The following is a 12455-nucleotide window of genomic DNA, read 5'->3' as shown; positions in this document are numbered from 1 at the left end:
TGGTGCGCCAGGCATGGCGCGTTGCGCGATAGCGCAACCAGCTTGGCTGTGGTGGCCTCGCTGGTGACTTGGGGGTGAAAGTCCTCTACACACCCGGCAAGGGGAAGTGTTAGCCAGAGGCAAGGGTGTCGTGGGCGACTACGAATCTGAAGGAAGCCCGAGGCAAAATGCTGGCCTGACGAACAGGAAGCGGATCAGGCGGCGCAGCGGGGCAAGACGGCCATAATCGTCAAAGCCCAATACTTGCACGGAACGCTGCGACGTAAATCCGACAGGCATAAGCAGGAAGGTCACGCGAATTACCCTGGGAGATCTGTACGCTTGCCTTGGTGCTACCGAGCGTCGAGAGGCGACGGGATGAGCGTGCAGAAGTCAGCCGAGGCCGTAGTAAGTGGCGGTTAACCGCGTCACCAAGGGCCGAACAGGTTATGCCGCCAGTAGGCGTCACTGTCTCGTTGGTAGCCGCAATGCAGAAATTTCCTAAAACGGAATCTGTCACTCCGAATCCCGGCCAGAAGCCGAGGATGATGCCTGACAGCGCAAAGGTATCGACGGCGTCATCGGCGTGGACGAACGCAGAGCCGGACACGCTGATGGAGCGGGTGCTCGCACCGGCCAACCTCAGACGTGCGTATAAGCGCGTAGTCAGCAATAAGGGAGCGCCGGGTGCCGATGGCATGACGGTCGCCGACCTTGCAGGCTATGTGAATCAGTATTGGCCAATCCTCAAAGGCAGATTGCTGGCCGGTGAATACCATCCCCAAGCCGTACGTGCGGTTGAAATTCTCAAGCCGCAGGGCGGCACGCGGCAACTGGGAATTCCCAGCGTCGTGGATCGCCTGATCCAGCAGGCATTGCTGCAACAACTCACGCCATTCTTCGATCCTTTGTTCTCGGATTTTAGCTACGGCTTCCGTCCGGGCAGGAGCGCGCATCAAGCTGTCGAGATGGCCCGTGCCCATGTGGCATCGGGGCACCGGTGGTGCGTGGAAGTCGATCTGGAGAAGTTTTTTGATCGGGTCAACCACGACATCCTCATGGCCTGTATCGAGCGCCGGGTCAAAGATAAGTGCGTACTTAGGCTTATCCGTCGCTACCTTGAAGCGGGAGTCATGTCAGGCGGTGTCGTCAGTCCACGGCAGGAAGGGACGCCGCAAGGCGGCCCGCTCTCGCCGCTGCTGTCGAATATCCTGCTCGATGAATTTGACCGCGAACTGGAGCGGCGGGGCCATCGCTTCGTGCGCTATGCCGATGACGCGAACATTTATGTGCGCAGTCCTCGGGCTGGCGAACGGGTACTGGCTAGTGTCGAGCGCTTCCTGAGTCAACGTTTGAAACTGACGGTGAATCAGAAGAAGAGTCGAGTCGCGAGAGCCTGGAAGTGTGATTACTTGGGTTATGGGATGAGCTGGCATCAGCAGCCAAGGTTGCGGGTGGCAACGGTGAGCCTGAGTCGCCTGCGCGACCGGCTCGCAGAGCTGCTATGCGGCGCGCGGGGCCGCAAGATGGCAAACACCATCGAGCGGATAAACCCCGTACTACGAGGTTGGGCGGGTTACTTCAAGCTCAGCCAGAGCAAGCGGCCACTTGAGGAGCTGGATGGCTGGATCAGGCACAAACTCCGCTGTGCCATTTGGCGCCAATGGAAACAGCCCTCTACGAGGGCGCGCAACCTGATGCGTCTGGGCTTAAGCGAGGAGCGTGCCTGTAAATCGGCCTATAACGGCCGAGGCCCATGGTGGAACTCGGGGGCGCCACATATGAATCAGGCGCTGCCGAAGAAACTATGGGATCGACTCGGACTGGTCTCGATACTGGATACGATCAACCGGCTTAGCCGCATAGCTTGAACCGCCGTGTACGGAACCGTACGCACGGTGGTGTGAGAGGACGGCGGGTGTGAACCCGCCTCCTACTCAATTGCGTGTTTTAGGCCAGCACATCCAGCGGTGATGCCCCCAGCAGGCGGGCGTCCGTCTCTTCCTCAAGCAATGTGCGCAGCAGCTCTACAGAGGCCTGCTGGCGCTGGGCATCGCGAAATACCAGGCCAACCTTCAATGGCACGCGCGGCTCGCTCAACGGCTTCCACAGCAGCCCCTGATCATCTTCGGCGGCCTCCTTGGCGCGCCCCGGCAGAATGGTAGCCAGCGCCGTGTGCGCGAGGCTATCGAGAATCCCTGCCATATTGTTCATCTCTGCCTGCACCTGCGGCCGTCGGCCTTGGCTGGCCAGCTGCGCCTGCCAGATCTGGCGGATCTGGAACTCTTCGCCCAGCATCAGCATGGGCAATTCGGCGGCCTGACGGATGGACACCTTCTTGAAGTCCTTCAGCGGGTGGGTATCGGGTATGACCAGTTGCAGCTCATCTTCGTACAACAGCAGGCCATGCAGCCCTGGCTGGCGCGGCGGCAAGTAGCTGATGCCGATGTCCAGGTTGCCATTGAGCAGGCGCCGTTCGATCTCTAACCCTGACAACTCGTAAATCTGCACGACCAGGTGAGGTTGAGCCTTGCGCAGCCGTTCAAGCAGCTGCGGTATCAGGCTTGGCCGCACGGTCTGCAATACACCGATAGCCAAGGTGCGCAGCGACTGGCCCTTGAAGTTGCGCATAGCCTCATGGGCACGCTGCAGGCCGTCGAGCAACGGCAGGGCATGGTTGTACAAGGTGTGGGCGGCCAGGGTCGGCAGCAAGCGTTTGTTGCTGCGCTCGAACAGGCTCAGGTCGAGGCTGTGTTCCAACTGGCGAATCTGCTGGGAAAGCGCCGGCTGTGACAGCGACAGGCGCTCGGCGGCACGCCCTACGTGGCCTTCTTCGTACACCGCGACGAAATAACGCAGTTGGCGGAAATCCATAAGTAACACTTATCGAAAATGCTGGAAAAACGAAATGGTCGAAAACCCTGCTGAAGCCTAGTCTATCGCCGTATTCCAAAGGGTTACAGCGATGATTCTGTCGATTGTTACCCCGGATGAAAAACACTTTTGATAGGAAAGGCAAAATATCGAGTGCCGGCACCAAGACCGCACCGTGGCTGCCCTTTACCGTGATTGGTTGGAGCCCTTGATGAACCTGTTCAACCTGCGCCGCTCGGCTCCTGCCGCCGCCGAGCCCAAGCGTGCGCCGGTGATCGTGCCGCACGCGTCTGAGCTGTCGCCCGAGCGCCTGATGCCCGGCGCCGAACGTGCAGCGCAGGTATTCGTGCGTGGCCAGGGCTCGTGGTTGTGGGACAACGAAGGGCATGCCTACCTGGACTTCACTCAGGGCGGTGCGGTCAACAGTTTAGGCCACAGCCCCAGCGTGCTGGTCAAAGCGTTGGGCAACCAGGCTCAGGCGTTGATCAACCCGGGCTCGGGCTTCCACAACCGTGGCCTGCTGGGGCTGGTCAACCGGCTGTGTCAGAGTACCGGCAGTGACCAGGCCTACCTGCTTAACAGCGGTGCCGAGGCCTGTGAAGGGGCGATCAAGCTGGCGCGTAAGTGGGGCCAACTGCACCGCAACGGCGCCTATCACATCATTACTGCCAGCCAAGCCTGCCATGGCCGTAGCCTCGGCGCGCTGTCCGCGTCCGACCCGTTGCCGTGCAATCGCTGCGAACCTGGCCTGCCGGGTTTCAGCAAGGTGCCGTTCAATGACCTCGCGGCGCTGCACGCTGAGGTGGATTCACGCACCGTGGCAATCATGCTCGAGCCGATACAGGGTGAGGCGGGCGTTATTCCCGCTACTCAGGAATACCTCAAGGGCGTGGAAACGCTCTGCCGCGAACTGGGCATCCTGCTGATCCTTGATGAGGTGCAGACCGGTATTGGTCGCTGTGGTGCGCTGCTGGCCGAGGAGCTCTATGGCGTGCGCGCCGACATCATCACCTTGGGCAAGGGCCTGGGGGGCGGCGTGCCGCTGGCCGCCTTGTTGGCAAGGGGCAAGGCATGCTGCGCCGAGCCTGGTGAGCTGGAAGGCAGCCATCACGGCAACGCGCTGATGTGCGCCGCCGGCCTGGCAGTGCTGGACAGCGTGCTGGAACCTGGCTTTTTAGCCCAGGTACAGGACAACGGTCGTCACCTGCGTGAAGGCCTGAGCCGCCTGACCGGGCGCTATGGTCAGGGTGAAGTGCGCGGTCACGGGCTGCTATGGGCCCTGCAACTGAAAGAAAACCTGGCCCGCGAACTGGTGGCTGCGGCCCTGCACGAAGGCCTGCTGCTCAACGCGCCGCAAGCGGATGTAGTGCGCTTTTCACCGGCGCTGACTGTGAGCAAAGGCAACATCGACGAAATGCTGCTGCGCCTGGCGCGCGCTTTCGCCCGCCTGCATGCCCAGCAGCAGGCCCGTCGCGAAGTGCCGGCGTAGCGGCCTGGCAAAGAATTCAACGAACCGTCTGGCGTTCCTGCGCATCGCCCCTGGCCTGTTTCATTCGGCCCGGGGCGTTTTTTTTTGCCTGTGGAACCTCTAAGGCGGGCAGCTAGTCTTTGATGTAACCCTTAAGGAGAGACTCGCATGGACTTTATCCGCATCATCATCGCCATCATTCTGCCGCCGCTGGGGGTGTTCCTGCAGGTCGGGTTTGGTGGGGCGTTCTGGCTTAATATCCTGCTGACCCTGCTGGGGTACATTCCGGGGATCGTGCATGCGGTGTATATCATCGCCAAGCGTTGATACAGGCAGAGATTGGCCCCTACAGGAGCAGCACAAGGTTGCTCCTGCTCGGGGCGTCTGGAACTATTGCGCCAACACCCGGCAATAAAATTTCCACTCTTCTTCCAAGGCATGCGCCAGGTTCTCCGCCTTGCGGAACCCGTGCCGCTCTCCCGCATAAAAGTGCCCTTCAGCGTCGATCCCGTTGGCCTGCAGCGCTGCCAGCATGGACCGCGTCTGTTCCGGCACCACCACTGCATCCAGCTCACCCTGGAAGAAAATCACCGGCACCTTGATGCGCTCTGCATGCAGCAGCGGCGTGCGCTGGCGATAGCGGTCAGCGTCCCGCTGCGGGTCGCCGATCAACCAGTCCAGATAATCACCCTCGAACTTGTGGGTGGCATGGCCGAGGGCTATCGGGTCGCTGACCCCGTACAGGCTGGCGCCGGCGCGAAACACGTCTTGGAACGCCAAAGCGCACAGGGTGGTGTAGCCCCCGGCGCTGCCGCCGCGGATGAACGCCTTGCGTTTGTCGACCACGCCCTGAGCTGCCAGGTATTCGACTACCGCGCAGGCATCGGCCACATCGCTCTCGCCCCAGCGCTGGTGCAGTGCCTGGCGGTATTCCCGACCATAGCCGGTGCTGCCCCGGTAGTTGAGGTCGGCCACGGCAAAGCCGCGCTGGGACCAATACTGGATACGCGGGTCGAGCACGGGATAACAGGCTGAGGTTGGCCCGCCGTGGATGAACACCACCAGCGGTGCGGCGCCTTGCGGCTGCGCTGGCGGGTAGAAGAAACCATGGGCCTGCTCGCCGCCACTGTCGTAATGGATCGGCTGCGGCAGGCTGATTTGCCCTGCCGGCAGCATTTCGGCACCACCGGCCAGCACGCGTACTTCATGGTTGCTGCGGTCAATGGCAATGACTGCCGGGGGGCTGATGGGCGACGCGGCGATGGCATACAGGTGTTCGCTGTCCATGGCCAGGCTGCGAAAGCGTGTGTAGGCACTGGCGAAACGCTCCATACGGCCATCTTCACCACGCAGCCCCAATTGCCCGAAGCCGTCTTCGAACCAGCTGGCCAGGTAGCTTTGCGGGCCCAGTGCCAACCAGGTACAGGTGCCCAATTGCCAAGGCGCAGCAGCATGGTCTGCCGGTGCGGCAGGCAACGCCTGCCATTGGCCATCGACCTCACCCCAGGGTTGCCAGAAACCATTGCGGTCGGACAGGCAGTAGAGCCGACCTTCGGCATCGAAGCGTGGTTGTTGCAGCGATTCTTCTGCGGCGGCTACACATTGCGCCGGCCCCCAGTGGCCGCTGGCATCGCGCGCGCGATACATCAGCCGGGTGACGGTCCAGGGCTGCGCCGGGCGGTCCCATTCGATCCACGCCAGGCGCTGGCCATCGGCACTGACAGCAGGCGAGGCATAGAAGTCGGCGCCCTCGGCGAGCACCTCGCGGCTGCTGTCACCCAAAGCGATCAGGCGGTGCTCTACTTGCTCGGCATGGCGCTCTTCGACGGCCAGTACCTGGCCGTCGTGCCACTGCACATCGCCATAGCGGCAGCTGACATCGTGAGTCAGCGCACGCGGTAGCGAATCGTCCAGCGGCTGGGTGTAGACCTGCTGGTCCTTTTCGTTGACGAACACCAGCCCGTCGCCACCCAGGCAGAAGCTGCCGCCGCCATACTCATAAACCCGGCTGCGTACGCTGAAGCCGTCCGGGGTCAGGCAACGGGCCTGGTAGTGCAGCCAGTGCCAGATACGGCACGCTCCATCGGCCGGGCGGAATTCGTTCCAGAACAGCCCGTCGGCACTGACCTTGAGTTCAGCGAAGTCGGTGCCGGCGGCAACCGCCTGGGCCGCGCTGAACTCAGCCGCGGGCGATGACACGGGAGTTTCGATCATTGCGGAAGGTCATCTGTTCGATCGCGAGCTGGGCGGTTTCTGCCTCCTCGCGGGCCTTGAGGATGATGCCGTGCTCGGTCGATTTGGCGCACACCGGGTCTGCGTTGCTGGCATCGCCGGTCAGCATGAAGGCCTGGCAGCGACAGCCGCCGAAGTCCTTTTCTTTCTCGTCGCAGGAGCGGCAAGGTTCGCGCATCCACTCATAGCCACGGAAGCGGTTGAAACCGAACGACTCATACCAGATATGGTGCAAGTCGTGGTCGCGTACATTCGGAAACTGCACGGGCAGCTGGCGGGCGCCGTGGCAGGGCAAGGCGGTACCGTCCGGGGTGATGGTGAGGAACAGGTTGCCCCAACCGTTCATGCAGGCCTTGGGGCGCTCTTCGTAGTAGTCAGGGGTAACGAAAATCAGCTTGCACGGGTTGCCCTCGGCCTTGAGCTTGTCCCGGTATTCGTTGGTGATACGTTCTGCCCGCTCGAGCTGCGCGCGGGTTGGCAGCAGCCCAAGGCGGTTGAGGTGCGCCCAGCCATAGAACTGGCACGTGGCGAGTTCGACAAAGTCGGCCTCAAGGGCAATGCACAACTCGATGATGCGGTCGATCTTGTCGATGTTGTGCCGATGGGTGACGAAGTTGAGCACCATCGGGTAGCCATGGGCTTTTACCGCGCGGGCCATTTCCAGCTTCTGTGCAAAAGCCTTTTTCGAGCCGGCCAGCAGGTTGTTGACCTGCTCGTCGCTGGCCTGGAAGCTGATCTGGATATGGTCCAGGCCAGCCTTTTTGAAGTCGGCGATGCGCGCCTCGTTCAGCCCAATGCCCGAGGTGATCAGGTTGGTGTAGTAACCCAGGCGGCGGGCCTCTGCGATCAGCTGGGCAAGGTCCTGGCGTACCAGCGGTTCACCGCCGGAAAAGCCGATTTGTGCGGCACCCATTTCCCGCGCTTCAGCCATGACCTTGAACCACTGTTCGGTGCTCAGCTCCTGGCCCTGGGCGGCGAAGTCCAGCGGGTTGGAGCAATACGGGCACTGCAGCGGGCAGCGGTAGGTCAGCTCGGCCAGCAGCCACAGCGGCAGGCCGACCTCGGGCGTAGGTGGCAACTCAGGCGAGGACGATCCAGTGTTCGGCACGGGCCACCTCCATGAACTGCTCGATGTCATCGGCCACTTCCGGGACATCGGGGAATTGCTGTTCGAGTTCGCTGATGATGGCTGCCACGTCACGCTGGCCGTCGATCAGGCCACCGATCAGGCTCGCGCTGTCGTTGAGCTTGATCATGCCTTCGGGGTACAGCAACACATGGCCCTTTTGCGCCGGCTCGTACTGGAAGCGGTAGCCGGGGCGCCAGTTCGGCACTTGGTTACGGTCGAAACTCATAGGGTGATTCCCTTGTGCCACACCCGTTCCTGGGTGACGGAGTGATAGGGTGGGCGGTTCAGTTCGTAGGCCATGCTCATGGCATCGAGCATACTCCAGAGGATATCCAGCTTGAACTGCAGTATCTCCAGCATACGCTCCTGGCCCGCACGGGTGGTGTAGTGCTGCAGGGTAATCGCCAGGCCGTGTTCCACATCGCGTCGAGCCTGGCCCAGGCGGGTACGGAAATACTCATAGCCGGCGGGGTCGATCCACGGGTAGTGCTGCGGCCAGCTGTCCAGGCGTGACTGGTGGATTTGCGGGGCGAACAGCTCGGTCAGCGAACTGCTGGCGGCTTCCTGCCAGCTGGCGCGGCGGGCAAAGTTGACGTAGGCGTCCACGGCAAAGCGCACGCCAGGCAATACCAGTTCTTGCGAGCGCAATTGGTCCGGGTCCAGCCCGACAGCCTGGCCCAGGCGCAGCCAGGCTTCGATGCCGCCATCCTCGCCGGGCGCACCATCGTGGTCGAGCAGGCGCTGGATCCACTCGCGGCGCACTTCGCGGTCCGGGCAGTTGGCCAGGATTGCGGCATCCTTCATCGGGATGTTGACCTGGTAGTAGAAGCGGTTGGCTACCCAGCCCTGGATCTGCTCGCGGGTGGCGCGCCCCTGGTACATCGCCACGTGGTACGGGTGATGGATGTGGTAATAGGCGCCCTTGGCGCGCAGGGCCTGCTCGAATTCGGCAGGGGACATTGGCAGTGCGTCGCTCATTCGGCTGGCTCCTGTAGAACGATTATCTGGCCGGGCACATCCCTCTCCCTTGTGGGAGCGGGCGTGCCCGCGAACACCGGCGAAGCCGGTGTCATGGACCGTGTTGGCTTTTTCGCGGGCATGCCCGCTCCCACAGGGTCTGGTGTCGCCTCACAGACTGTTTTACAACGCGATGCTCATGCCATCGAAGGCAACTTCGACGCCTCGGCGCAGGACTTCGGCGCGCTCGGGTGAGTCTTCGTCGAGAATCGGGTTGGTGTTGTTGATGTGGATAAGTACCTTGCGCTGGCGCGGGAAGCCGTCGAGCACTTCCAGCATGCCGCCAGGGCCGTTCTGGGCCAGGTGACCCATCTCGCGGCCGGTGCGGGTGCCCACGCCACGGCGCTGCATTTCGTCGTCTTCCCACAGGGTGCCGTCGACCAGCAGGCAGTCGGCACCGTGCATCATCGCCAGCAGCTTTTCGTCTACCTGGCCCAGGCCCGGGGCGTAGAACAGCTTGCCGCCGGTGCGGGTGTCTTCGACCATCAAACCCAGGTTATCGCCCGGGTGCGGGTCGAAGCGGTGCGGGGAGTAGGGCGGCGCGGCGCTGCGCAGGGGGAAGGGGGTGAACTTGAGGTTGGGGCAGGCGTCGATCACGAAGCTGCCTTCCAGCTCGATACGGTTCCACTGCAAGCCACCGTTCCAGTGGCTGAGCATGTTGAACAGCGGGAAACCGGTGGTCAGGTCCTGGTGGACCATGTCCGTGCACCACACCTGATGTGGGCAGCCTTCGCGCAGGCTGAGCAGGCCGGTGGTGTGGTCAATCTGGCTGTCCAGCAGGACGATGGCGTTGATACCGGTGTCGCGCAGTGCCCGGGCCGGCTGCATCGGCGCAAAGGCCTGCAGTTGGGCGCGGATGTCGGGCGAGGCATTGCACAATATCCAGTGCACACCGTCGTCGGACAGGGCGATGGATGACTGGGTGCGCGCCGTGGCTTTCAGGGTGCCATCACGGTAGCCCTTGCAGTTGACGCAGTTGCAGTTCCACTGCGGGAACCCGCCACCGGCGGCGGAGCCGAGAACCTGGATGTACATGGCCACTCTCTATGCAGAAACCGGATCTGAAAAACGAAAACGCCCCGGCAGGCCGAGGCGTGAAACCCTAAGCCCGGCTTAGCGGTTAGCGAAGTACATGGTGACTTCGAAGCCGATACGCAGGTCAGTGTATGCAGGTTTGGTCCACATGGAATTACTCCTTCCGAATGAGGGTTGGGTTGTTCAGCTACTACTTGGGTACCGCCATGCGTTGGCAGTTCCGTGAAAACGGGATTGCGCTATCTTACAAGAAAAATTTGAACCGGAAGGTTAATTATTCGAGAAGCGCCGTTGCAGTTCGCGTAATAATCATCGATCTTCACCCAGCCAGGAAGTGTCTGGCGCGGCAGCGTTGGCCAAACATAGCCAAGCGGAACCTGGGTCGAGCAGGTCGCTCAGCAGGTGGTCCAGATCCGTCTGCCGCGTAGTCAGGATAGACCTGCGCAGTACATCCAGCCTATCGGCTTGTGTGCCCAAGTGTGTCTGCCACGCCCATTCGGCGACATCGGCATTGGCCATGGCGGGTTCGTCGAATTGCCCGGCCAACGCCTGGCGAGCGGCCGGGTCAAGGGTGACGCCATGGCGCAGCAGGCTGAGCAGGTGGTCGAGCACCTGTGCCTGACCGGTGTTGGGGGACTGCACACCGAACAGCAGCCCACCGACCCCCTCGACCTGACGAAAGGCGCTGAACACCGCGTAGCCGAGTTGCAAGTCTACCCGCAGGCGCTGGTAAACCGGCCCTTGCAGCAATTGGGCTAACAGGCGGCCTGCGGCCTCTTTTGCTGCCGGCAACGGGCAGAACAGCAGCAGGGCATGTTCGCTGCCTTGCACGTGGGCATGCTGCCAGCGGTGGTTGGCCCATGATGGCAAGGGCCCCGGCCGCGAGCCTTGCCCAGGGCACTGCAACAGCGCGGCGCCCAAGGCGTTTAGCGCGGTATCCTCGAAACCTGCAGCCATGCCATGCCACTCGGTGTGCAGCCACAGGCTGTCGAGCTGCTGCTGGGTCAGCGTGCAGGCAGGCACCGCTGCGGGCAGGCTACCCCGTACCGCGTCTGGCAGTTGCTTGAGCAGTGCCCTGATGGGGATCAGGGCCGGGGGCTGCGCCGTGTCGGGCAGCCAGCAACGGGCAGGTGGCTTGAGCATCAAGGCCAAGGCTTGTTCCACTGCCCGCAGCACTGCTGCTGGCAGGCCGGCGCAGCGCAACTGCCAGTATTCTCCGGCGCTGCTGTACTGCAGTTGCACGGAGGCGCGGTCACAGCGTTCCTGCAGTGGTGCCAGTGCCAGTTCCAGCACACGCTGTAGCTGCTGGCGCAAAGGCGAAGGTACATACCAGCGCAGGTACAGCGCAGCGTATTGGCGCGCCGGCGGGAGCTGGTCACTGATCTTCAGCGCTGCCGGCAGCGGCTGCGCCTTGGCATGGGGCAGGTCAGCCTTCAGCAATGGGTCGACTGGTAAAAGCTGCCAATCGCCATGGTCGCCACCTGGCAGGCTTTCCAGCAGGGCGCCAAGCGCCTGCAACCCTTGGGCATCCAGCTTGGCGAACGGCTGGCCTGTGCTGTCCCGGCGTGCCAGCTCGAGCGCGCTGGCACTGTGCGCACGGCTGTGCTGCAACAGGCCGAATTGGTGGTTCAACTGTTCGCGGTCGGCCTGGCGGATGAACCTGAACCAACCTTGCAGCAGGGCGCTGGCTTCGTCCGGGCAAGCGTCGGCACTGAGCTTCAGGTCAAGGTGCCACAGCAGCTGACCGGCGAACGCATACAACCTTTCGGCCGTGAAACGTTGTAGCCAGCCACGCTCGCGAAGCGCGCCCAGCCAGGTACCTGGGCGGCTGTCCTCCAGGTAAGCGATCAGCAGTTCCAGGGCGTGCTCGGCACCGCTGGGGAGGCTTTGGTGCGTGAAGGTCAAAGCGCTAGCCATTGCTGGCAGTGGCGGCGGCAGCACTTGCGGCACGCGCTCACCTGCGGCGAACAGTTCGGCCTGCTGCCGGGCAAGGCGTTCAAGTTCATCCAGCGGCTGCGGACCGCAAAGGCTCAGGCAGATCTGGCCGCCTTGGTAGAAGCGCTGATGAAAGCCCGCAAGCGCTTGCTGGAAGGCCGCATCGTGCAAGGCCAGGGTGTATCGATTGCCAGCATGAAAAGCGCCCAGTGGATGCTTGGCTGACACTGACTGCAGCAAGGCGAACTGCTGTTGTGCCGATGGATTGCGCGACCAGGCGATGAATTCGGCATGGATCACTTCGCGTTCACGGCGTTGGCGTTCGATGCCCAGATCCGGTTCTGCCAGCATTTGGCACAGGCGCTCGAGACCGCCACCGAGCGTGTTGGGGGGCACCTCGAAGAAAAAGTCGGTGGCGCGTTCCCGGGTGCTGGCGTTGACCTGACCGCCCAGGGCTTGCACGTAGCGCATCAGGCCGTCTTCCAGCGGGAAGCGCGGGGTACCGAGGAAGAACAGGTGTTCGAGGAAGTGCGCCAGACCGGGCCATTTGGCAGGCGCGTCGTGGCTGCCCGCGTGCACCCGCAGTGCGGCGGCCGAGCGCTTGAGGCGCGGGGCGTGGCGCAGGGTCAATTGCAAGCCGTTGGCGAGGGTGAGTTGGCGGATGGCGTCAGGCATGGGGGCTCCGGTGGCTGCGCTCCATGCTAACCGATTTGTTCGCAGGCCCGGCCTTTTCGCGGGTAGGGCGCCGGTATGAAAGGCAGCGCAGATCCCGTGGGAGCGGGCGTG

At 62.7% G+C, this 12455-nt stretch carries 11 protein-coding genes; 3 read left to right on the top strand and 8 right to left on the bottom strand.

Translation table 11 applies throughout. The features are described from left to right. Positions 1–428: 428 nt before the first annotated feature. Positions 429–1850: a group II intron reverse transcriptase/maturase gene (ltrA, locus tag ACTJJN_RS23210; RefSeq protein WP_221101214.1), complete on the top strand. Its 1422-nt coding sequence runs from the start codon at positions 429–431 to the stop codon at positions 1848–1850. A 79-nt stretch (positions 1851–1929) separates the two neighbouring features. On the opposite strand, the gene ACTJJN_RS23205 is transcribed toward ltrA, so the two are convergent. After that, positions 1930–2853, bottom strand: a complete 924-nt coding sequence (locus ACTJJN_RS23205; RefSeq protein ID WP_003255599.1) for a LysR family transcriptional regulator — start codon at positions 2851–2853, stop codon at positions 1930–1932. Positions 2854–3064: 211 nt separating this feature from the next. Here ACTJJN_RS23205 and ACTJJN_RS23200 point away from each other — a divergent pair, with 211 nt between their 5' ends. Both ACTJJN_RS23200 and ACTJJN_RS23195 read left to right on the top strand, forming a co-directional pair. Next, entirely contained in the window at positions 3065–4342 is a 1278-nt protein-coding gene (locus ACTJJN_RS23200) for an aspartate aminotransferase family protein (RefSeq protein ID WP_014860211.1), read from the top strand. A 147-nt stretch (positions 4343–4489) separates the two neighbouring features. Next, positions 4490–4648, top strand: a complete 159-nt coding sequence (locus ACTJJN_RS23195) for a YqaE/Pmp3 family membrane protein (protein WP_009681539.1) — start codon at positions 4490–4492, stop codon at positions 4646–4648. Positions 4649–4711: 63 nt separating this feature from the next. On the opposite strand, the gene ACTJJN_RS23190 is transcribed toward ACTJJN_RS23195, so the two are convergent. From ACTJJN_RS23190 to pqqF, 7 genes are all read right to left on the bottom strand, one after another. Next, entirely contained in the window at positions 4712–6535 is a 1824-nt protein-coding gene (locus ACTJJN_RS23190) for a prolyl oligopeptidase family serine peptidase (RefSeq protein WP_440781659.1), read from the bottom strand. Continuing rightward, entirely contained in the window at positions 6501–7661 is a 1161-nt protein-coding gene (pqqE, locus tag ACTJJN_RS23185) for a pyrroloquinoline quinone biosynthesis protein PqqE (protein WP_017148053.1), read from the bottom strand. Before pqqE ends, ACTJJN_RS23190 begins: the two co-directional genes overlap by 35 nt. Beyond that, positions 7633–7908 carry a pyrroloquinoline quinone biosynthesis peptide chaperone PqqD gene (gene pqqD / locus ACTJJN_RS23180; protein WP_003255595.1) on the bottom strand — a complete coding sequence of 92 codons (276 nt, stop codon included), beginning with the start codon at positions 7906–7908 and terminating at the stop codon, positions 7633–7635. Before pqqD ends, pqqE begins: the two co-directional genes overlap by 29 nt. Then, positions 7905–8660: a pyrroloquinoline-quinone synthase PqqC gene (pqqC, locus tag ACTJJN_RS23175; protein WP_003255592.1), complete on the bottom strand. Its 756-nt coding sequence runs from the start codon at positions 8658–8660 to the stop codon at positions 7905–7907. Before pqqC ends, pqqD begins: the two co-directional genes overlap by 4 nt. Before the next feature lie 162 nt (positions 8661–8822). Beyond that, positions 8823–9734, bottom strand: a complete 912-nt coding sequence (pqqB, locus tag ACTJJN_RS23170) for a pyrroloquinoline quinone biosynthesis protein PqqB (RefSeq protein WP_003255590.1) — start codon at positions 9732–9734, stop codon at positions 8823–8825. 78 nt (positions 9735–9812) lie between these two features. Continuing rightward, positions 9813–9884, bottom strand: a complete 72-nt coding sequence (pqqA, locus tag ACTJJN_RS23165; RefSeq protein ID WP_003243383.1) for a pyrroloquinoline quinone precursor peptide PqqA — start codon at positions 9882–9884, stop codon at positions 9813–9815. Between the two features lie 159 nt (positions 9885–10043). Then, positions 10044–12344: a pyrroloquinoline quinone biosynthesis protein PqqF gene (gene pqqF, locus ACTJJN_RS23160; protein ID WP_440781658.1), complete on the bottom strand. Its 2301-nt coding sequence runs from the start codon at positions 12342–12344 to the stop codon at positions 10044–10046. Positions 12345–12455 lie beyond the last annotated feature (111 nt).

This window comes from Pseudomonas sp. 22515 (genome assembly GCF_052044625.1).
GTDB lineage: Bacteria > Pseudomonadota > Gammaproteobacteria > Pseudomonadales > Pseudomonadaceae > Aquipseudomonas > Aquipseudomonas alloputida.
This window is presented reverse-complemented; position numbering and strand designations above follow the sequence as displayed.

What these genes read in the sequence shown, in the direction of transcription:
- ltrA (WP_221101214.1), top strand. Translation starts at nt 429, where the DNA reads ATGCCGCCAGTAGGCGTCACTGTCTCGTTGGTAGCCGCAATGCAGAAA.
- ACTJJN_RS23205 (WP_003255599.1), bottom strand. Translation starts at nt 2,853, where the DNA reads ATGGATTTCCGCCAACTGCGTTATTTCGTCGCGGTGTACGAAGAAGGC.
- ACTJJN_RS23200 (WP_014860211.1), top strand. Translation starts at nt 3,065, where the DNA reads ATGAACCTGTTCAACCTGCGCCGCTCGGCTCCTGCCGCCGCCGAGCCC.
- ACTJJN_RS23195 (WP_009681539.1), top strand. Translation starts at nt 4,490, where the DNA reads ATGGACTTTATCCGCATCATCATCGCCATCATTCTGCCGCCGCTGGGG.
- ACTJJN_RS23190 (WP_440781659.1), bottom strand. Translation starts at nt 6,535, where the DNA reads ATGATCGAAACTCCCGTGTCATCGCCCGCGGCTGAGTTCAGCGCGGCC.
- pqqD (WP_003255595.1), bottom strand. Translation starts at nt 7,908, where the DNA reads ATGAGTTTCGACCGTAACCAAGTGCCGAACTGGCGCCCCGGCTACCGC.
- pqqC (WP_003255592.1), bottom strand. Translation starts at nt 8,660, where the DNA reads ATGAGCGACGCACTGCCAATGTCCCCTGCCGAATTCGAGCAGGCCCTG.
- pqqB (WP_003255590.1), bottom strand. Translation starts at nt 9,734, where the DNA reads ATGTACATCCAGGTTCTCGGCTCCGCCGCCGGTGGCGGGTTCCCGCAG.
- pqqF (WP_440781658.1), bottom strand. Translation starts at nt 12,344, where the DNA reads ATGCCTGACGCCATCCGCCAACTCACCCTCGCCAACGGCTTGCAATTG.